The sequence below is a fragment of the Polymorphospora sp. NPDC050346 genome, from assembly GCF_040655695.1.
GTDB classification, from domain to species: domain Bacteria; phylum Actinomycetota; class Actinomycetes; order Mycobacteriales; family Micromonosporaceae; genus Polymorphospora; species Polymorphospora lycopeni.
Genome location: NZ_JBFAKM010000015.1, coordinates 68,160 through 89,161, shown reverse-complemented (window position 1 = coordinate 89,161; position 21,002 = coordinate 68,160). Strand labels below are relative to the sequence as shown.

The window sequence follows — 21,002 nt, the reverse complement described above, 5'->3', positions numbered from 1 at the left end:
TCTCTAGAGCCGCCCGGCCGTCGTGAGCTGGTCCAGAAGCCATGCGTCGACCGTGTCGCGCAGGCTTGCGAACGCGGACGGGTCACCCCCGTAGTCGTTCAGATCGTCGCAGGAGACCCATTTGTCCTTCGTCAGCTCGGGCGGCAGGTAGCCGTCGCGCAGCGTGCCGACCGCCCATTCGGGCTTACCTGCGGTGTCCCAGCAACTGGAGAGAGTCCCGTCGGCGCTCACCACCGCGCCGTACCGTCCGTTCTCGAACGAGCACGCCGGGCACGGTACGCGTGCGCGAGGACGCGGAACCTCGAATCCGAGATCGAGTGCGCGCCGGTACCACTGCGTGAACTGCTGCGCGGGTTCCGCCGAAGCGAACAGGCCGTTGCGATACCCGATGCCCACGTCACCGACCAGTGCGAAGTAGAGCGTGCAGCGAGGCGGATCAAGGGCCTCGGCGAGCCGCTCCACCAGCGTCGGCATGCCAGCAGCGTTGTGGTGCGACACGTTGACGCGGATCGTGAATCCGATCGAGGTAGCTCTCATCGCTGCGGCTACGTTGTCGACGATCACGTCGAACGTGCCGCCGCCATCGGATCGCCTGGATCGGATCCGATCGTGATCATCCCGATCGCCGTCGAGGGTGACCTGAATGGCACCAAGCCCGAGGTCGGCCAACGCCGTCGCCTGCGCGGTCGTGAGGAGGACGCCGTTGGAGATCATGCTGGCCGACCGCAGTCCGTACGCGGATGCCCGCGCCAGCAGCTCCCGGCAGCCCTCCGGATTGAGCAGCGGTTCACCGCCCATCAGAGTGATCACGAGCTGGTCCAGGTGCGCCTCGGCCATCCGTCGACCCGTGAAGTCGAGGACGGAGGTAATCGTGTCGGAGGTGAGTCGCGTATAGCCGATTCGCCGAGGCCTGCTTCCTCCGGTCGGGTCGAGCTCGATGTTCTGGAAGCAGTAGGCGCAGCCCAGGTTGCAGTGGGTGCTTGTCAGGACGGTCAACGCATAGGAACGGTACGCGCGAGCGTCGAACAGGCCCTGTCCTCGCAGGTGGGCCTCCACGGCGGGACGTAGTTCACCGCTCGGGGTGACATGGTGGTCCTTCAGACGGGCGGTTCCGGCCGGACCCAGAAACCACCAGCCGTGCGAGCCCTTCAAAAGACGTGGCTGTGGCCCTGCCCCGCCACCTTGTCGAGCGGTCATCCGATCCTCCAGTTGTGCGCTACATCGGACCTGCCCTCCCGACCCCGCGTCGGGGGCCGGGAGACGCTGGACTGCTCGTCTCGTCACTAGTGTTCGACGTGGACCCCGTAGCAGCTCGGGGGATCCTCGGACTGCTCGTCGGAGTGGGCGATGACATCGACCTCGGCGGTGTCGTCGCTGGGCTCGGGGAGGTCGGGCCGGGTCTTGTCGTCCTCGTTGGTGGTCATGGCTCGCAGGCTCCTTTTCTGCTGGGTTGTCACCTACGCTAAGTCGAGACGGTTTGGTGGCGGTATGGTATGAGTTCACTGTCGCCATGGCGGGCAGCTCCCCGCCATGGCCTCCGTCAGGATCTGCATCTGCCCCTCGCCCTCGCCACGCCTGACCTCCCTACCCGAGTTACTGAACCTCCATGAACAGAGGGCAGCCCGGGATGTCCTCGGTCTGCTCGTAGCAGTGAGCGACGACCTCCGCCTCGGCGGTGTCGTCGCTGGGGTCGGGAAGTTCAGGCTGGAACTCGTCGTCCTCGTTGGTGGTCATGGCTCGCAGGCTCCCTCTCTGCCGGGTTGCTACCCACGCTAGGAAGAGGCGGTTTGGTGGTGGCATGGCGTGAGTTCACTGTCGCCAAGGCGGGCACTCTTGCGCCACAGGCCACCGCCCGGACCGAGTTCGGACCCTTGTCCCCGGCTACGCCGGCCTGCCGCTGATCAACTCGTCGACCACGGTCAGCAGCTTCAACGCGGGCGTGTCGGCGGTCCGCGCCCCGACAGGGAGCCAGGAGGCGATGCGCTGCAACAGCAGATGGGCGTCGGCGGGTTGAGGCTGCGCGCCGGTGGCGCGCCGTAGCCGCAGCAGCAACTCCAGGCCACAGGCGCCCTGTGTGCCGAGCAGCGCCAGCAGGTCGACGTCGGCAAGCTCGCTGCGCCGGGAGGCGGTAGGGTCCAGCACCTCCAGCACGCCGATGCACTCCTCGTACCGGATCAGGGGTGCGGCCATGATGCTGCGCGGCACGTAGCCCGTGGACTCCGCGGCGTCCTCGGCGAACTGGGCAAGCCCGGAGACATCATCGATGATCATCGGCTGGCCGCTCGCGGCAACCCAGCCGGCCACGCCGGTGCCCGCCGGGAAGCGGGCGCCCAGGAGGTGGTGTTCCCCTTCGCCCGCCACCGCCTCGAAGACCAGCTCGCCCGTGTCAGGGTCGACAAAGAAGATCGAGGCGGCGGCCGCCCCGAAGACCTGACGAGCCACCTCCACGATGGACTGGAGAAGCCGGCGTTCGGTCATCTCGACGCTGTCGTAGGACCGTGGATCAGATATCGACACGAGCGCCTCCTGCGTCGGATGCGGTGGCGTTGCTAGCGGTCAGACAGAGGATCGACTTGACGAGAAACGGGGGCAGCGACGGATGCTTGCTCAGGATGAGCGCGCAGATCCCCGTGATGTGCGGAGCGGCAAAGCTGTTTCCGGTGCTGCGGATCTCTCTGCCTCCCGACCAGGCGACCGGCACCTTGACGCCGCGCGCGTAGAACTCCGCCGGCGGCGCGGGGTTGACGTAGAACGTCAACGGATCGGGCCGGTCATGACTGGCCACCGAGATGACGGAGGCGAACGTCCATGGGAAACTCTGCACCGGCATGTTGTGCGCCGAGGCGATCAACAGCGAACGCCGGAAGTACGCGCGGTCGGAGAGCTCGCGGAGCACCAGCTGGAACTCGGCCTTCGTCGTGGACAGACTGAGGTTGACGAGGTCGTAGCCCTCGTCTATCGCCCACCTGAGCCCGCTGAGGAGCGCACTACCGGTGCCGGTCTTGCCGTTGGTGAGCACTCGCACCGAGGAGAGCGTCACGCCTGGCGCCACAGAACGGATCACGCTCGCGCAGGCGGTGCCGTGACCGGCGGTGTCGACAGGCTCGCAGTCGACCACCATCTGCTCGCCGCGGGAGGACGTGGTGACGACCAGCGACCGGTCGAGTCCGCCCACACGTGGGTGCGTGCCATCCACACCGGTGTCGATCACGCATACACGTACGCCCGACCCGTCCGCACCGCCCCACGCCCAGTGCCGGTCGATCGTCAGCGAGGCGAGGCCGACAGCCTCGGGTTCTTCATGGGCCGTGTTCAGCCCCCAAGCGGGCACCCCCGGAAAGTGCCGGCGACGATCCTGGCGCCATGACGGTTCACTCACCGGTTTCCTCCCCGAAGGTGGCGAGCCAGGCCCGGGCACGCCCGGAGAGCAGGTCCGCTCCTTTCGCGGTGTAGCACCGCTTCGCCTCGATAGCGGCATCGGTGGCGTCGACCGTCCGCCCGGCAGCGTGGTAGACGTTGGCGACATCGATCAGCACATCGCCCCGCAGACAGAGATCATCGGTGCTCCTGAGTCGCTCCGCTGTTCGGGTGGCGAGGGCGACGGCCTCGATGTGGTGTCCGCTGGCTGACGTGACGAGGGCCCGCAATACGGTGGTCAGCAGCTCACCCCGTAGCGGCGACCGGCCGTCGGCGTCCAGCCGCTCCAGACCGTCGGCCGCCGCGCGAACGTCGCCGTGTCGCAGCAGCTCGCGTAGCGCGTAGCAGTCCAGGGCCCGCGCCGGCGCCGGCTGTCCTGCCGATCGTGACATGGCGGCAGCGCGCTCGAACAGTGTCGCCGCCACCGCGTGCTGGCCGGCCAGCGACTCCACCAGGCCCCTCACCTGGGTGACCGCGATCGACGCGAGACCGAGGTGCAGATCAGTCGCGTACCGCTCGGCGGTGTCGAGTACCTCCCGGGCACCGGGAATGTCGCCCGTGAGGCCCAGCAGCCGCGCCTGGGTCACCAACACCGGCACGAGGATGGCCCGGTCACCGGCAAAGCGGGCCAACAGGCTGGCGCACAGCTCCAGGCCCTCCCGAACGGGCATGGGCGACCACTGCGCCAGCTCACAGAGCCCACCGAGCAACCGGTCCTCCTCGTATCGATCGCCGAGGGATCGGGACCGCCCCAATGCCTCCCGCAGAGCGATCGCGGCCGCGCCGATCTGGTCCTGCGCCAGCAGGACCATCGCGTCGAGTTGATGGAACCGGCACCAGCTCAGATCGTCGTCCGGGTACTCGGCGAGCACATTGCGAAGCGAGGCCAGTGCCGGACGGCCGGTGCCGAACCGGATCGCCAGGATGTCGCGCTGAATGGCGCAGGTGAGCGCGCACCGCCGATCTCCCGGCAACAACTCCTCAGCGATGTCGAGGGCAGCGTACGTGCGGTCGCGATCGCTGTGGGCGAACGCGGCGTCGCAGATGTGCAGCGCCAGCCTCCGATGCCCAGAATCCCCTCGTGGCAACAGCTCACGCCCACGCTCCAGCAACGCGATCGCGGCAGACAGATCCTTGCGGTACAGCGCTTGCCCACCGTCGGAGATGAGGGCGCGTGCGGCGCGGACGGTAAGCGACGGAAGGTCAGGATCACCCGGATGGATCTCGTGCGTGATCCGACAAGCTGCCTCCAGGTGGTGGGCGATCTCGCCGTGACGCGGCTGCCCGGTCTCGATCTCGTCCGGGTCGCGCTGGCCGGTGTGTGCCTGACCGGCGAGCCAGTCCGCCAGCTGGAGATGCCATGCGCCACGCAGCTCCTTGCGGGTCATCGTGTAAACGGTCTCGCGGGCCAGCGTCTGAGCGAACTGGAACGAACTCGGGTACGACCCACGGCGAATGAGGCGCTGCCGCAGAAGCTGACGCATCGGCACATCGATCGCAAGATCCGCGACATCGTCGCCCGACCAGAGCACCGCGAGTTCCTCGGTCGTGAACGTCTGCCCGATTGTCGCGGCTCTCTCCAGCACTTCACGCTCTGCGTCACCGAGCCGATCCAGGCGCGCCGCGAGCAGCGCCTGGATCGTGGGAGGAGGTGGCGCGTCCGCCCCTTCCTCGACCATGACCTCGAACATGAGCTCAGCGAAGAGTGGATTGCCATCCGAGCCCCGCACCACCGACAGGTACGCCGTATCCGCGCTCTGGGCGACAACCTCGGCATCGGCCGATCGACTCGCTGCCAGCTCGGCGACCAGGCATGTCATCTGCTCCTGGCCCAACCGGGGGACTTCCACCGTGAACGCACACGACATCCCACCGCCCCAGTTTGGCCGGATGTCGAGAAGTTCCGGGCGGGCGACGCAGATGAAGAGCACCGACACGTCGGCGAGCCAGGCCGTCGTGTCCTCGATCAGCTCGAGCAGCGTGGGCTCGGCCCAGTGCAGGTTGTCCAGCACCACCACCGTCGGGCTCTGCTGGCCGAGAACCTCGATCAGTGACCGGATCGACCGCGCGGTTTCCTCGACGTGAAGCTCGGTGGACGGGCCGTCTCCCGGCGCGGTGAGACCCTGCAGAGCCCGTAGGCTCATGGCGTCGAGCTGCGCGGCGACACCGGTCCAGGAGCCACGGAGGGATTGGAGCGCTTCCGCGATCGGACGAAAGGTAGCGCCGGCGCCGTAGGACGGGCACTGTCCGGCGAGCACGGTGGCGTGTTCCGGCAAGGTACGCAGAAACTCCCGTACCAGCCGGGACTTCCCGATACCCGGCTCGCCGAGGAGAGTCACGAGGCCACACTGTCGGTCACGCACCACTCGCTGGTACGCGTGCGCGAGCTGCGCGAGCTCATCGGAGCGACCGATCAGCGGCACGTCGTCGTCCTGATGTTGGTCGGTCGCCTCGAGCGATAGCAGTCGCCATGCCCTCACCGGTTTCGCCTTGCCCTTGAGGCTGAGCGGCGGTACCTCCTCCACCCGGATGTGGGAGCGTGCCAGGCGTGCCGCATCGTCGCCCAGGAGAATCTCGCCGCTCTTCGCGGCGCCCTGCAGGCGGGCGGCCGTGTTCACGGTATCGCCAATGACTCGCAACCCCGACCCCGGCATGTCGACGACCATCGCCTCGCCCGAGGCGATCCCACAGTGGGCGTCAAGATGGATCCCGTGCGTGGGAGCGAGCTCGGCCCCCAGCGTGTGCACCGCGGCCAGCGCCGAATGAGCTGCGCGAATCGCTCTCAACGCGTCGTCTTCACGACTGACCGGAACGCCGAACACAGCCATGATCGCATCGCCGATGTACTTCTCCACGACGCCACCATGCTCCAGTACTCCGGCCGTGCAGGCGCTGTAGTACCGGTCCAGCACCTGCCGCAGAAGCTCCGGATCCAGCCGCTCGGCGAGCTCCGTCGATCCGACCAGGTCGACGAAGAGTACGACCACGTTACGGCGCGCGGGGCGCGCACTCCGGGCGTTCATGATCCTCAGCTAGCCCCACGCCGCGATTGGACCCGTGTGCCACACACGTGGACCCTCCCGACTGCTCACAGGATCTTGACCTCGTGTTCGTGTGCCACGACATCGTCAGCCACCGCGTCCAACCGACGCTTGATGGAGTTCAACAGCTCCACCTCTGGGCGGGTGAGCGAGGCGAACACCTGCTGCTGCCCTGTGCTGAGCAGGTCGACAGGGTGTCCCGCCGCCCGCAGGATGGCAAGGGCTTCAGCTGATTCCGGCGAGGGGTCAACGTCATGCTGCTGGCTGCCGCTCATGGTCCACTCCTCGTCGTGCTGGGCAACGGCTGTAGGCCGATCAGGCTCGGACTCAAGCTAGTGACCGCCGGTTGCCTGGCGGTATAGCGGCGACATGCCCCGTCAGGTTGGCCCCAGACAGGGCACGACCGGGCCTTTCCGCCCCGATACGGGATTGAGCCATCTGAAACACGCGGCTGCCCTGACTCACCGCACGTACCCGCCCATCAGACACCTCGACGACCTCCTACCGGCCGCCGCGCCGTTGGCCTGAGCCACGTCCTGCATATCGTCGCTACCCTCACCCGCCTCACAGCGGGCTTTGAGGTGTCGGTCACTACCGTGTGGCGCTGCCTACGTGAGGCAGTCCACTTGCTCGCCGGCGGCGCCGACGACCTCCACGCCGTGCCTGCCCCGCTCACCCGAAGGTGAGCGGGGCAGGCACAGGGGTCAGCCCAGCGGCGCCGGGGTCGTCCGCGACTCGGACAGGAAGCAGGCCGTGGCCGGGTCGTAGTAGCGCGACCCGTCGTACTGCAGCCCGGTCTCCGCGTCCAGGTACCGGCCGCCGAGCCGCAGCGGCGTGGCCGCCGGCTCGTCCGGCCGGCTGCCGTCTGTGCCGACCAACACCGGCGGGGTGCCGGCGTCGCCGGTCACCACGGCGTGCACCGTGCCGTCGGTCACCTGGGCGACCGGGTACGCCAGCGCCGGGTGGTACTCCCACGCCGTCGTGGTGACCCGGCCGGTGCCGTCCCGGTGGTGCTGCTCGACGAGCAGGTCACCGGACCACACGAACTGCGTCTCCTCCAGCACCGCGCCGTCGGTGCCCTGGCGCTGCTTGGCGATCCGTCGGCCGAACGCGTCGTACCGGTACTGCCAGCGGTCGCCGTCGGGCGTGGTGACCGTGGCCAGCCGGTCCCGGTTGTCCCAGGTCAGGTGCCAGTCACCGGCTTCGCCCGAACGGGTGGCCGGCCGACCCAGGGCGTCCAGTGTGTACCGGACGTCACCCGGCTCACCGGTCTGCTCGTCCGGTGCCGCCGTGAGGTTGGCCGGCCGGTCGATCGTCAGCCCCGCCTCCCAGGCGCGGCTCACCTCACGCCCGTCCTCGTAGGCGAACCGGAGACGCTGCCCGCCGGCCACCAGGAGCGCCGGCCGACCCGACTCGTCGTACGACCACTGCGTCACCGCCCCGGACGGGCGGGTCCGCGCGGTCACCGCCTCGGACTGGTCACGGTACCCACTGGAGACCGTCTGTCCGTTCACCGTCTCGGCGACCACCCGGCCGAGCGCGTCGCGCTCCAACCGGATCTGCGAGTCGGCGTCGTCGGCCGCGACGATGCGGCCCGCCGGGTCGTACGTCAGCCGCGTCACGGCCGTGCCGGTGCGGCGTTCGACCACCCGGCCCAGCACGTCGTAGCTGAAGTGGGTGACCTCGCCGGCCGCGTCGGTGTGCTCGACGAGCTGCCCCGCGGCGTCGTACGCGTACCGCTGGGTGCGGCCGTCGAAGTCGGTCTCCTCGACCAACCGGCCGTTCGGGTCGTACGTGTACTGCCACGTCCGGCCCTGCGGGTCGGTGATGCCGGTCAGCCGCAGCTCGGTGTCGTACGCGTACTCGGTGCGGTTGTCCTCGTCGTCGATCCGGGCCGTCACCAGGTCGAACGCGCCGTACTCGAGGTACGTGCGGCGGCCGGTGGCGTCGAGGGTCTCGACCAGGTTGCCCTCGCCGTCGTAGCCGAACTCCTCGATGACGCCGTCCGGGTTCTCCCGCCAGGCCAGGTCACCCTCCAGCGTCCAACCGACGTTGGTGATGCCCTGCCCGGTTTCGATCTTGACGATCCGGCCGAGGCGGTCGTACTCGTAGCGGGTGTCGCCCTCGCCGGTGGTGATCGACGTGATCTGCCGTACCGCGTTGCGCACGACGACCTCCGGACCGACCTGGATGGCCGTTCCCCGGCCGCCCTCGACGGGCCGGTCGAAGCGTACGACCTCGCCGCTGGCGTCGATCTCGGCGAGCACCCGGCCGTCGGTGTCGAACTCCCGGCTGCCGGTCGAGCCGTCGAAGTCCGTCCACGAGGTGGCCCGGCCCAGCTCGTCGTAGGTGGTCGTGGAGCTGCTGCCGTCGGGCCGGGTGACCACGGTCGGCCGCCCGTCGGCGTCGTATTCGTAGCGCGTGGTCCGGCCCAGCGGGTCGGTCCGGGACAGCAGCCGGTAGGCGTCGTCCCACTCGTTCCGGGTCGTCGCGCCGAGGGCGTCGGTCTCCGCCACCACCTGGAGGCGGTCGTTGAGCTCGTACCTGCGGACCGCGCCGAGCGAGTCGGTGACGACCGTCAGGCCGTCCGAGTACTCGAACCGGTAGCGCAGGAAGCCGTCCCGGCCGTCGGTGCCGACGCAGCGTCCGGCCTCGTCATAGGTGTAGGTGTACCACTCCCCGTTCCGGTCGTCCCAGCGCACGATCCGTCCGTCGGCGTACCGGAAGCGCTCCGGGTCGCCCGAGGAGTTGACCACCTCGACCAGCTGGCGGTCCTGGTCGTAGCCGAACCGGGCCGCCTCCACCAGGGTCCCGTCGTGCTCCGGCAGCCGCACCGCGGTCACCAGGCCCTCGGAGGAGGTGAACTCGATCGTCGCGCCCGCCGAGGAGCGCAGTGCCGTGACGGTGCCTTCGTCGTCGCGAGTGATCGCCCACCGGAGGCCGCCGTCGGTCATGTCGCTGAGCAGCGACTCCCCGCGGCTCGCCGGGGCGAACACCCACGCCTGGCCGGACGCCGGGTCGGTGAGCAGCCAGCCGCCGCCGACCAGCCGGCGAAGCGGCAATGCCCGCCCGAGCGTCGGCAACGCCGTCGCACCCTCGGCGACCAACGGGTAGGTCAGGATGGACCCGTCCGAGGCCAGGTACCGCACCTGCTCGCCGTCGATGATGATCCGCTGGTCCAGGGGCGAGGCCCAGGCCGGGCCGAACGACCGGCCCCAGCGGTAGTCGGAGCGGTAGGTGCGGATCAGCGGGAGACCCGGCAGCGTGGCGTCGGTCTCGGTGAGGATCATGCGACCGGTGGTCACGTCGATCGGGTCGGCTTCGCAGTAGGTCTCGTCGGTGCTCTTCGCCGACGAGGCCGGTGACGTGCCCCTGAACGACGGCCCCGCGTAATGCTCCATCAGCACGTTGGGGTCGATCAGCACGTCCGGGCTGTAGACAGCGGACTGGCTGTTGTCGTAGTAAGCGTCGCCGGGGACGTCCGGGTCCGCGTACGGCTGGTCCGTGTACGTCTGGTCCGGGTACATCGGGGCGGTGCGGTACGAGTCGCTGGAGTTCGAGGAGCTGCTGCGGGACTTGGACTTGGAGGAGTTGCTGTGGGAGCTGGACGGTTTGCTGGAATGCTTGCTGGATCTTCTGCGTGACGATCCGGTGGACCTGCGATCGGTCGGCCCCATGTCGGAATCGCGGCGCTCGCCGGTGGCCGGGGGGAAGTCGAAGTTGGTCCAGTTCGGATCGTTCCAGTCCGTGACGGGACCGGTGTCCTCCGGTACGGCGTCCAGCGTGGGCGAGTAGTCGGATCCGCGCGGACTCGGATCCGGGTTCTCCGGAAGCGGGCCGAACTCGGCGTCGGCCGGGTCGTATGCGGTGTTGTGCCGCGTCATGGGCACGGGAATGCTGTCGGTCGAGCCGGACCGGCTGCCGGCCGGGTCCACGCTCATGGTGGAGAACGCGTCCATGAGCTCGGCGACCGGGGATTCACTGCCCGGCGGATCGTTGTCCTGCGCGTACTGGATCAAGGCCAGCATCTGGTCCACCCGGGCCAGCGGGTTGTCGGCGGTCGGGTTGTTCTGCAGTTCGGACCATCGTCGGGTGATGGCTTCCGGGCTCTCCACGGGCTCGTCCTGGGAGGCGTCCGACAGGACGAAGATGTAGTTGCTGTCTCTCCGCTCGGCCGGCGGATAATCGTCGAGAGAGTTCTGCAGCCCTTCCCGGTTGTAGTTCTCCCGACGGTAGACGAGCTGTTCGTAGAGTTTCTGCTGGTGATCCTTGAACGATTGCGAGACCTTTCTGGCCTCAAGGATCGGAACCTTGCTGTCCAGGGATCCCTGGGAGTGGACGACGTATTCTCCCACCCTCTTGAGCTGCTTTTTCCCGGGGACGAAGTCCCAGGCGACGACCCGCAGGGCGTCGATGTTCGGGCTGTTGAAGAGAGTCGGCGCTTCGGTGTCGTACAGGACGCTCGGTTTCATCACTCCGCGGTACACATGCGCGTCGACTGTTCCGGTGGTGCGGTCCACCAGGTGGTGGGAGAAGAGCTCCCACATGCGGTTGTAGCCGGGCGGGTAATCGAAGAAGTTTTTGGTGCCCAGCATCTTGTTGTCGAAGATGACCCCGCCGGGGGTCGCTTCGAGCATTCGCTTGCCTTCCTCCCGGGTGATCCGCTCGGCGACCGCCGGGCCGATCTTGCCCCAGAGGGCGAGATTCGACCGGTAATCCTCCACCCTCTGCGCAAGGAATACGTCGAAGTCAGGGTGGTGCTGGTTCTGGTACCACTCCAGGGCCGGGACGGAGAAGGCGTGCTTGTCCGCCATGATCTGCGCGAAAGGTCCGACCCTGTCGGCGCCGAACTTCTGGATGACCCGAGCGTTGATCTCGTCGTTGGCGAGATTTCGGTTCTTCAGGTCGAGCTCGAAGTTCATCTGCTCCTTGAAGCCGTTGTAGGCCCTCTGCACGTCCGGGTCGTTCCACAGAGTCTCGTAGCGGGAGAAGCGGTACTCGATACTTTCCCAGTCCGCCCGGGTCTTCTCGAAGTCGACAGGCGGGTCCGCGGCCACCGGCGGGAGGTTCTGCTGGACGTCGTCGTGGGAGGAGCTGTCCGACGAGAGCTGGCTGAGCGAGTGCTGCCGTACGTGGTCGTCATCGCTGACCGGGGGGTCGAAGGCGGCGTCCAGTTCGGACTGCGGCCCGCCGACCAGGTCCTCCGTGGTCGGCGGGGCTGCCTGCGGTGGCAGGTTGCTCGGCTCACCCTGCGAGTGGCCGGACCGGCGCGAACGGCTCGACCGGTGGGAACGGTGCGAACTCTCGGACGACCGGCTGCTCCCGCTGCCTCCCTTGCACTTGGGGGTCAGGCCGAGGGGGTCGCAGATGGTGAGCGGATCGTCGACGTACGCGGTCGGGTTGGGCCCGCCGGCCAGGCCGAGTGGGTCGGGGCTGAGGTAGCGGGCGGTCGCCGGATCGTAGTAGCGGAACCGGTTGTAGTGCAGGCCGGTCTCCGTGTCGTGGTACTGGCCCGGGAAGCGCAGCGGGGTGCCGACCGGGTCGCTGGTCCGGCCCCACAGGTCACCCCGCGACCACCAGCGCAGGTGGCCACCGGGCTCGACCAGGTGGGTGGGGGTGCCGATGGCGTCGGTGATGACGGTGTGCAGCCCGTCGTCACCGTTGGTCTGGGTGACCGGCGCGGACCCGTCGGGCCAGTAGTCCCACGAGACGGTGCCGGTGGCGTCGGTCTGCTCGACCATGAGGTCGCCGGACCAGGCGAACTGCACCTCGTCCAGGACCGTGTCGTCGCCGGCCAGGCGTTGCTTGGCGATCCGGCGGCCGAAGCCGTCGTAGCGGTAGCGCCAGCGGTCGCCGTCCGGCGCGGTAGCCTGCACCAGCCGGTCCTCGGCGTCCCAGGTGAACCGCCACGTGCCCGCCGGGTCGACCCGGGTGGTCAGGCGCCCCTTCCCGTCGTACTCGAACCGCGCGTCGTCCGAGCGCAGGAGCATGCTGCCGGCGAACTCCCAGCGCCCGCCGGCACCGGTGAGGTTGCCGGCCGCGTCGTAGTCGTACCGTTCCCGCTCGGTGCCGTCGACGACCACGGCGTGGATCCGGCCGGTCTCGTCGGCCTGGAACGCGCGGTCGCCGTCGAGCGTGTCCGCGATCGCGACGACCCGGTCGGTGGCGTCGTAGTCGAAGCCCCGCACGGCGGCGTCGGCGATGTGCTGCACCGCCAACCGGCCCGCCGCGTCGAACGTCTGGCGCAGCGCCAGCACGTCGTCGACGGTCCGGCTGATCTCCCGCCCGGCCGCGTCGTGCCCGAACCGCACCACGTGCCCGCCGGTGACGAGCATGACCGGCTGGCCCTGCGCGTCCAGGCTCCACCGGCTGGACCGGCCCGACGGTGTGGTCCGGGCCATCCCCCCGTCACCGGTGTAGGAGGTACGGACGGTGCGGCCGTTGATCGTCTCCGCGACCACCCGGCCCTGGGTGTCCCGCTCGAACCGCACCACCGCGTCCGGGCTCTCCACCCCGGCGAGGTGGCCGTCGGCGTCGTACTCCAGCCGCGTGACCACGTCGCCGACCCGGCGCTCGACCACCCGACCCAGCACGTCGTAGGCGTAGTGGGTGGTCTCGCCGGCCGCGTTCGTGCGCGCGGTCAGCTGCCCCGCCGCGTCGTAGCCGTAGTGCTGGGTGCGTCCGTCGAAGTCGGTCTCCGTGGCGAGACGCCCGGCCGGGTCGTAGGTGTACCGCCAGACCCGGCCCTGCGGGTTCGTCACCGCGACCAGGCGCAGCTGCGTGTCGTAGGCGAACTCGGTTCGGTTGCCCTCCTCGTCGGTCCGTGCTGTGGGTAGATCGAACGAACCATATTCGATCTGCACGGAACGCCCTTCGGCGTCGATACTCTCCACCAGATTCCCTTCGCCGTCGTAATGCCATTCGTGTGTGGAGCCGTCCGGGCGGGTGTGCCAGGCCAGGTCGCCCTCGGCGGTCCAGCCGAACTCGGTGACGGCGCCGTCCGGCAAGCGCGCCGACCTTGGCCGGCCCAGACCATCAAGATCAAATTTCGTTCCGGGTACGCGGTCCGTCCGCCCGTCGTCCTGCCCGGTCGTGCCGGGGCCACCGTCCGGGCGGATCGTCGCGCCCGGTCGCCCTCGCTCGTCGTACGTGAACCGGGTGACCCGGCCGAGCGGGTCGGTCCGCGACCGCAGCCGGTACGCCGCGTCCCACTCCGTCCGCGTGGTGTTGCCCAGGGGATCGGTCTCCGCGACGACCTGGAGACGGTCGTTCAGCTCGTACCGGTGCACGCCGCCGAGCGAGTCCGTCACGACGGTGACGCCGTCGCCGTACTCGAACGCGTACCGCAGGATGCCGCCGTTGCCGTCGGTGAGCACACACCGGCTCGCCGCGTCGTACGTGTACGTGTACCACTCGCCGTTGCGGTCCTCCCACCGCACGATCCGGCCGTCCCCGTCGTAGTCGAGCCGTACCGCGTCACCGGACGAGTTCCGTACCTCGACCAGGCGGCGCCGGTCGTCGTACCCGAACGCCGGCAGCTCGACCGCCTCCTCGGCCCCGTCGGCGGGCACGAAGAGCGCACCGGTCACCAGGCCGTCCCGGGTGCGCAGCTCCACCCGGTCCCCGGACGACGACCTGAGCCGCACCGGAGTGCCGGCGTCGTCCCGGACGACGTGCCACCGCCCGGCGGCCGTCGCGACATCGGAGAGCAGCGCCGCGCCGTCGTCACCGGCCGGGCCGAACAGCAGCAGGGCGTCGGGCCGCACGAGCGACCAGCCGCCGCCGACCAGCCGGCGCAGCGGAACGGGGCGGCCGAGCAGCGGCAGCGCCTCCTCGCCCTCGGCGGGCAGCGGGTAGGTGAGGATCGAACCGTCGGCGTCCAGGAACCAGGCGTGCCGGTCGTCGGCGACGACACTCTGGTCCAGCGTCGACGCCCAGCTCGGGCCGAAGGACCGGCCGAAGCGGTAGTCCGAACGGTGGGTACGCGACAGGGGCAGACCGGGCAGGGCGGCATCGGTCTCGGTGTAGATCATCCGGCCGGTCGTCACGTCGATCGGGTCGCCGACGCACGGCGTCTCGGCGGTCGACTTCGCCACGACCGCAGGCGGCACGTTGCGCAGCGACCGGGCCCGACCGGAGGGCGGCACCGCGGGAGCGAACCGCGACGAACGAGGACCGTTCCGGTCGCCCGACGGTGGTACCGCCCGCCCCTCGGTCGGGTCGGGTGTCACCACCGCCACGTGGCCGATCGGGTCGGGGGTCGGGTCGGTCGTCCGCTCCGGTGGCGCGTCGGTGGTCGCGGTCTGGATGGCGACGTCCCGGCCCTCGTTGTCGGTGATCGCGGGGTCGGGATCGGTGACCGGGGATTCCGTGACGGTGGTGACCGGCCCGGCCGGCGAGACGTCCGTCGGGACCGACCTCGCGGGTGCGGGTCGTCCGGTGGTGGCGGTGCCCGGGTTGGTGCCGCGGGTCGGCGTGGGGCCGGGCGGTGGGGGAGTGTGCGTGCCCGCGGCGCTCGGGACACTCCCGACCGTCGGGCCCGGTACGACCGCCGTTTCCTCCGTGACAGCTGGGGCCTGGTCCGTGACGGTTGGAGCCCGGTCCGTGGCGGACGGATCGGGGGTGACCGGGCGGCCCCAGGGCGGAGTCTCGGTCGTCGGCGGGGAGTCCAGTGGGGAAACGTCGAAGGTGTCGACCGCCGTACTGATCTCGTCCCGCGTCAGCGGCGACACGACCGGGTCCGGGGTGACCGGGCCGACCGTGGTGTCCAACGGGGTCATCGGCACGGGCGACGGGCGGCCCGAGGCACCCAGGGCCGGACCGGTCGTCGCTGGGCCGTCAGCACGAGTGCTCGCCGGCCCGGTCGTGGTGGTGGCCGGTAGCGGGTTCGTGCCTCCGGTCGTTCCGGTGGTCGCGGTCGGGGTGGCACCCGGAGTCGGGGACAGGGCCCCGGGCACCGTGGCGGGTGGGGCGGTGGCTGATGGCGTGGTGCCGGGTGTGGTGGCTGATGGGGTGATGCCGGCTGGGGTGGTGCCGGCTGGGGTGGTGCCGGCTGGGGTGGTGCCGGCTGGGGTGGTGCCGGCTGGGGTGGTGCCGGGCTGGTGTCCGTTCGGCGGCGCGCTCGGCGAGGTCGTGCCGGTCGGCGGCGTTCCCTGCGGGCTGGTGGCCGGTGAGGCGACCGGCGTCGGTGCGGCCGGGGCCACCGGCTGGGTCGTGGGGTCCTGCGTGGTGGGAGCCTGCGTCGGGGGCGCCTGCGGTGCCGGGCTCACGGTGCCGGGATGCGGGGTCGGCGGCGCCACGGTGCCGTCGTTCCCGGTGACCGGAGCCGGCACCGGCGTCGGGACGTGCTGGGGCGGCTGGTTGTCGACGGTCACGGGGTCCGGGACGGTCGACGGGCCGTCGGTCTGCTGCGGGTCTCCCACCGGGGCCGGGTTCGCCGGGTCGACCGGGGTCGGGCTGACCGGGTTCGGGTTGGCCGGGTCGACCGGGGCCGGCGGCCCCGAGGGGTCGACGACGCCGGTGGTGGGGATACCGACGGGCGTGGTGTCGAAGCCAGGCAGCCCGTGCTGCCCGTCCACGGTGGGGGGTACCACGGTGGGGGGTGGAGCCGCGGTGGGGGGCGGGCTGACCACGGTGGGGTCACCCGTCGCGGGCGTTCCGATGGGGCCGGACAGACCGCCCGGCGGGTGGGCGTTGCCCGGCGATGGCACGTCGGACCCGGGACGGACGACGGGCGGGACGGCGGTCACCTCGTGCGGCCGTGGCGATCCGCCATCCGGCCGGGGGACCGCGCCGTATCCGCCAGGGCTGGCCGGGGGGACGGCGCCGTTGGCGGGCGGTCGCGGGTCAGGTCGGGGACCGGGTGCCACCGCCCCGCCGGGGGTGCCGGCGAGCGGGGTACCGCCGCCGGTCGGCCGGTCGTGATTCGCGGGGCCGCCCTGGGCCGGCGGCGCGTCCGTGGTCGGGGGTACGTCCTTGGTGAGCGGCGCGTCCTTGGTCAGGGGCGCGTCGTAGGGGGGCGGCTCGTCGTAGGGCGGCGGCGGGACATTCTTGCTGGTGTCGGGGTTCGGATTTCCCGATCCGGGACCGTTGCCCTTGCCGGAGGGGCTCCCACCAGCGCCGGGACCGTCGCCCGAGGCGGCCAGGTCCTTGCTGCCACCGGAGCCGTTCAGGCTGTTGGCGTCGGGGGCGTGCGCATTGGGGCCGCCGAGCGCCGCACCGAGTTCGTGAGCGTAACGGCTGGCGTACGTGCCGACCGCGGAGGAGACGCCGGTGGCCAGCGCGTTGAAATCGTTGACCGCACCGATCATCGACATGAAGGCGAGCTCGCCGAGGATTTCACCGACTCCCCCCAGCCCGGCCTGCCCGTGCACCGTGTTGCTCAGGTTGGGGAAGAACTTGCCACCGATGATGTGGACACCGCCGGCGACGAGGCCGATGGTGGCGCCGGCCGCCATGGACCACGCCAGGTCCGTGAGGGAGAAGCCGTCGCTCTTGTTGTCCTTGGCGATCACGATGGCTTGGGCGGCGACGTTCTCGGCGCCCTCCTCCACGGCCTCCTCGGCGCCCTGGATCGCGAGTTGGGCGATCAGCGTCTGGAGCCGGCCTTCCAATTTGTCGAGCAGCCACTGGGTGAGCTGCTGGCCGAACCGGAGGAACGCCGGGACGACCGCGATGCCGAAGCCGGAGGCCAACGCCAGGGCGATGTCGAGGACGATCACGTACGCCGCGACGACGATCTGGACCTGTCCGTAGTCGATCTGCTCGTTGGCCTGGTTGGCGATGTTGCCCGCGACCATTGCCCGGTGCGACCCCAGGGGCACCGGACCGGTGATCGTACGGTGGAACTGGGCGAACGCGTCGGCGGCGGGACCGTCGAGGTTGCCGAGCAGGCCGGAGCCGAGGTACTGGGTCGTCGTGATGTTGCTGAGTAGGTGCCGCGCGAAGGCGTCGAGTTCGACGCTGAGCGCCTTCAGCTCCGGCGGATTGCCCTTCGGGAACTTCTCACCGACCGTGTAGAGGATCGCGTCGTACGCCCACTGCCATTCGGGGTCATTGGGAATGTGGAAACTGACCATGGGCGAGTGTCAGAGGGGTACGGCCGTGCCGTCGGCCGCGAAGCTGACCAGCATCGGGTGGTAGTCGGGCGACGTCGGGTCGATGGGGTGTTCCTGCGGCTTGACCAGGAACAGGTGACCGTCGCCCGGGTTCAGGGGCTGACCGTCCGGCCCGGTGACGACGTGCCGGTCGCCCAGCGGGAACACCGAGTCGTAGTAGTTGACGTCGAGGCGTGAGGTGCCGTCCTCGAAGGTGTTCAGCGTCCGCAGCTCGAAGCCCTCGGGGACCGGGGCGCCGTCGATGAGAACCCCCTCGGTGGCGTGACTCATGTGCGCGGATGTCAGGGGCATCGCGGGAGTGAACGTCGGCATGACTCCCGGTTCGGCGGGAAGTTGGGCGGCCAACCGGGATGTGGGTCGTTCGATGTCGTCTTCGGAGTCGACGCCGAGCAACCTGCCCTGTACGGCCCTGCGCGATTGGAGCGCGGGCTCGGCGGGTTGTCGGACCGCCGCGATCATGGGGGTCCCCGCTACCTCCTCGGCGTCGATCAGTTCGCCCTGGAGGCGGACTCCCACCTGGAGTGCGGGCTTGTCGGCGAGCCGCGCCGCGTGCATCGGGGTCAACATCCCCGCCTCCACGGCCGGGAGCGCCGGCCGGCGGGAGGCGTACTGCGGGGCGTGTTCGCCGGACTGCCGGGAGGCCGCCTGCATGGGCAGCGCCGCGAACTCGGTACCGATGATGCGTCCGGCCTCGATCGCGTCGTCCTCGGCCTGTTGGTACCCCTCGCCGCTGATCCGTAGCCCCACCGCGGCGTACTCCACGCTTCCCCGGACGCCGAGGATGATGCCCTCGACGACGTCCATGGTGTTGTCGAACTGCTCCCTGAACTGGTTGCCGATTTCGTCGTCGCCCCACGCCCTGGCGTACTGCGCCCGGAGCTGGTCGAGTCGTCTGAGGTACCGGTCGTACATGGCGATGTGTCCGTCGTACGCGCGGCTGACCGAGAGGACCCCCTCCGGGTCCACCCAGAGCGACCCGTTCGGCCCGCTCACGGCCTGTCCGCGTCGAGGCCGAGCAGCTCGCGGACCCCTTGGGACATCCGGGGGCCCTCGGGCGGCAGGTACATGTCGACACCGGCCTCGCCCCGGACCATCTTGGCCGCGTTCATCCCGGCGGGCAGTAGCGGCGCGAGCAGCTCGGCCGCCTGTTCCATCACCTGTTCCTTGGCCTCGGCGAAGGTCTGCATGATGGTGGCCTGCAGCTCGGCCGGCGGCATCCGCCGGTACGCGCCGGTCGGGAAACTGATGTCGGTCAGCACCCCGTTCTGTCCGACCGTGACCGTCACCTCACGTCGTGGCGAGGTGGCGGACGCCTTGACCTTGCTCATTCGTTCCTGGAGTTCCTTCACGCTGTTGCGCTGACGTTCGTACTCCGCGAGCAGCGTCTCGATGCGGTCGTCGAAGGCCACGGTCCGGCTCCCTTCCCCTGCGGACCCCAGTACAGGTGCGCGGGAACGGGTGCGGGAAGTGCGACGGCGGTTTCCGGGCACGAACGTGCACCGCCTTTACCCCACCGCACGGCCCGGGTCGGCGCGCTGCGGTGTGGCAGTCGTGATGGCACGACTGCCGTGACTGCGCGGCGGCGAGGGGAAGTCAGGCAGAGTTGCCGCGACGTTCGGACATGCGGCCCCGCTGACCTTGCCGAAGGCACCGGGTTGCCCGGAACACTCGGCACGACGATTGCCGATTGCGGGGAGTTCGACGTCGTCACCCATCGACGTACGAGAGAGGAGTGTCGTTGTGACCATGCCCGTGGTGCAGACCACCGACCCCGGTATGCAGGCGGCGGCGACCGAGTTCGCCGCCAAGACCCAGGAGTTCACCGGTCACCTGCGCAGCGTCAACGTCGAGATGGCCACGCTGCAGGCGAGTTGGCGGGGCGACGCCTCCGACAGCTTCAACCAGGCGATGGACAACTGGGAGCGGTCCTTCCAGAACATCATCAACCAGCTGATCAACATGATGGACGTCATGGGGGTCACGACCACCGGCTACCGGGCCGCCGAGGACGAGGCCTCGCAGACCGCCAGGAACTTCGGGGCGGCACTGCCCGGCATCTGAGCGTTCCACCGGTCACCCATCCGCTTTCCAGAAAGGACCTGACGGTGTCCACTTTCCGTTTCGACTTCAACCAGGCCGACGCCACCCTCTACGACATGAACCAGATCAACGGGCGCATCGTGAGTGCCCTGGCCGAGATGGAGCGCAACGTCGAGCGGAGCCTCCAGGAATGGACCGGTGACGCGCAGAGCAGCTACTACGTGGCCAAGGCCGAATGGAACAGGTCTGCGCAGGACATGAGCGTCCACCTGGAGCAGGCGCGTCGGACGCTGCTGGCGATCTCGGACAACTACGGGTCGACCGAGTCGCGGCACACCAAGATCTGGAACGACGTCCGCGGCGGCTGAATCGTCCGCCGGCTGCCGGGCGGGTGCGACCCGGCAGCCGGCAGGCCCTCCAGCTTCACCCCCGCAACGATGGCCCGCTGAGAGGTTGAGGACGAATGGGCATCGATTTCAGCTACGCCAACGAAGAGGCGATCGACCAGATCGGCATCCTCGACAGGTTCAACAACGGGGAGATCGAAGGCTTTCCGAACGAGCACCCGGACGGCTGGATCCAGGCGGTCATCGACGAGGTCCAGGCCGAGATCCAGAGCAACTACAACGACAACACGTACTCGAGCCACGTCGACTGGGAGAACTACAGCGACGAGGAACGGGCCGCCTACGAGTGGTACAAGGACGAGGTCATTCCCCCCGAGAAGTGGAGGGCCCTCGTTGAGGAGTACGAGGAGACCTCCTCCGACGAGGACAACGTCTCGTGGGATTCCTACCAGGACCCTGAGAACTACGACATCGACGGGGACATCGACCCGCCGGAGGTCAGCGCCTACACCGGTGGTGACAACGAGAACGGTGAACTGAAGGTCAGCACCGAGGCCATCCGGTACTTCGTCAAACAGCTCGACAAGGTCGTCTGGCGCGACGGCGGCTTGGCGTTCGACTCCAGCGAAAGATTTAAGGCGATCAAGGTAAAACCCGGGCAGTTCGCCCGGGCGTACGTGATGAAGGAGAGGATCAGCGGCAACGGCGAAAGCACGGGCCTGGTCGGTGATACCCAGGCCCTGCTGATGACGGTGCACTGGGCGCTCTTCGAACTCCGGGGAAGCCTGGTGCAGATGGCGGACTCCTACCAGCTCACGGAGGAGGGAAACGAGCTGACCGGCAGGGACCTCGAACAGCGGACCGAAGATTTCAACAACATGACCGAGACGCAGTTCGCCGAGTACATGAGCGATCCGTGGGCGTACATCGAGGCCATGGGCGACCACGGTCAGATCTCCACGGACGGCTCCAACGACGATTCGGACGACGATTCGGGCGGCGACGACTCGGACGACGACGAGCAGTAGGCGTCCCCGCCT

13 protein-coding genes and 1 pseudogene are annotated in these 21,002 nt (G+C 69.4%); 4 read left to right on the top strand and 10 right to left on the bottom strand.

Going from position 1 to position 21,002, the window contains the following annotated elements; translation table 11 throughout:
* Positions 1–3 precede the first annotated feature (3 nt).
* The 7 genes from AB0I42_RS17700 to AB0I42_RS17670 all read right to left on the bottom strand — a co-directional run bounded on the left by AB0I42_RS17700 (position 4) and on the right by AB0I42_RS17670 (position 6,733).
* Entirely contained in the window at positions 4–1,056 is a 1,053-nt protein-coding gene (locus tag AB0I42_RS17700; RefSeq protein ID WP_357538591.1) for a radical SAM protein, read from the bottom strand.
* Positions 1,057–1,283: 227 nt separating this feature from the next.
* Positions 1,284–1,424 carry a hypothetical protein gene (locus AB0I42_RS17695; RefSeq protein ID WP_357538589.1) on the bottom strand — a complete coding sequence of 47 codons (141 nt, stop codon included), beginning with the start codon at positions 1,422–1,424 and terminating at the stop codon, positions 1,284–1,286.
* A 169-nt stretch (positions 1,425–1,593) separates the two neighbouring features.
* Positions 1,594–1,734 (bottom strand): hypothetical protein, encoded by a 141-nt coding sequence (locus AB0I42_RS17690; RefSeq protein WP_357538587.1) that lies wholly within the window; start codon positions 1,732–1,734, stop codon positions 1,594–1,596.
* Positions 1,735–1,881: 147 nt separating this feature from the next.
* Positions 1,882–2,478, bottom strand: coding sequence for a GAF domain-containing protein (locus AB0I42_RS17685; protein WP_357538585.1), 597 nt, complete (start codon positions 2,476–2,478; stop codon positions 1,882–1,884).
* Positions 2,479–2,503: 25 nt separating this feature from the next.
* Positions 2,504–3,379, bottom strand: coding sequence for a S8 family serine peptidase (locus tag AB0I42_RS17680; RefSeq protein WP_357538583.1), 876 nt, complete (start codon positions 3,377–3,379; stop codon positions 2,504–2,506).
* Positions 3,372–6,440 (bottom strand): AAA family ATPase, encoded by a 3,069-nt coding sequence (locus AB0I42_RS17675; protein ID WP_357538581.1) that lies wholly within the window; start codon positions 6,438–6,440, stop codon positions 3,372–3,374. Before AB0I42_RS17675 ends, AB0I42_RS17680 begins: the two co-directional genes overlap by 8 nt.
* A 65-nt stretch (positions 6,441–6,505) precedes the next feature.
* Complete coding sequence (locus AB0I42_RS17670) at positions 6,506–6,733, bottom strand: aroma-sacti cluster domain-containing protein (protein WP_357538579.1); 228 nt, start codon at positions 6,731–6,733, stop codon at positions 6,506–6,508.
* A 285-nt stretch (positions 6,734–7,018) separates the two neighbouring features.
* Between AB0I42_RS17670 and AB0I42_RS17665 the strand changes: the two are divergent.
* A pseudogene (locus tag AB0I42_RS17665) lies at positions 7,019–7,117 on the top strand (IS5/IS1182 family transposase); the annotation flags it as partial.
* Positions 7,118–7,162: 45 nt separating this feature from the next.
* Here the strand turns inward: AB0I42_RS17665 and AB0I42_RS17660 are convergent.
* From AB0I42_RS17660 to AB0I42_RS17650, 3 genes are read right to left on the bottom strand one after another with little or no spacing between them, the layout of a single operon-like run.
* Positions 7,163–17,536 carry a DUF6531 domain-containing protein gene (locus AB0I42_RS17660; RefSeq protein WP_357538577.1) on the bottom strand — a complete coding sequence of 3,458 codons (10,374 nt, stop codon included), beginning with the start codon at positions 17,534–17,536 and terminating at the stop codon, positions 7,163–7,165.
* Positions 17,537–17,545: 9 nt separating this feature from the next.
* Complete coding sequence (locus AB0I42_RS17655; RefSeq protein WP_357538575.1) at positions 17,546–18,568, bottom strand: hypothetical protein; 1,023 nt, start codon at positions 18,566–18,568, stop codon at positions 17,546–17,548.
* Complete coding sequence (locus AB0I42_RS17650) at positions 18,565–18,984, bottom strand: YbaB/EbfC family nucleoid-associated protein (protein WP_357538573.1); 420 nt, start codon at positions 18,982–18,984, stop codon at positions 18,565–18,567. Before AB0I42_RS17650 ends, AB0I42_RS17655 begins: the two co-directional genes overlap by 4 nt.
* 331 nt (positions 18,985–19,315) lie before the next feature.
* Between AB0I42_RS17650 and AB0I42_RS17645 the strand changes: the two genes are divergently transcribed.
* The 3 genes from AB0I42_RS17645 (at position 19,316) to AB0I42_RS17635 (ending at position 20,990) form a co-directional block, all read left to right on the top strand.
* Complete coding sequence (locus AB0I42_RS17645) at positions 19,316–19,636, top strand: WXG100 family type VII secretion target (RefSeq protein ID WP_357538571.1); 321 nt, start codon at positions 19,316–19,318, stop codon at positions 19,634–19,636.
* A gap of 44 nt (positions 19,637–19,680) precedes the next feature.
* The gene (locus AB0I42_RS17640; RefSeq protein WP_357538569.1) at positions 19,681–19,983 is read left to right on the top strand and encodes a WXG100 family type VII secretion target; all 303 of its coding nucleotides are present in this window, start codon (positions 19,681–19,683) and stop codon (positions 19,981–19,983) included.
* 95 nt (positions 19,984–20,078) lie between these two features.
* Positions 20,079–20,990 (top strand): hypothetical protein, encoded by a 912-nt coding sequence (locus AB0I42_RS17635; protein ID WP_357538567.1) that lies wholly within the window; start codon positions 20,079–20,081, stop codon positions 20,988–20,990.
* Positions 20,991–21,002 lie beyond the last annotated feature (12 nt).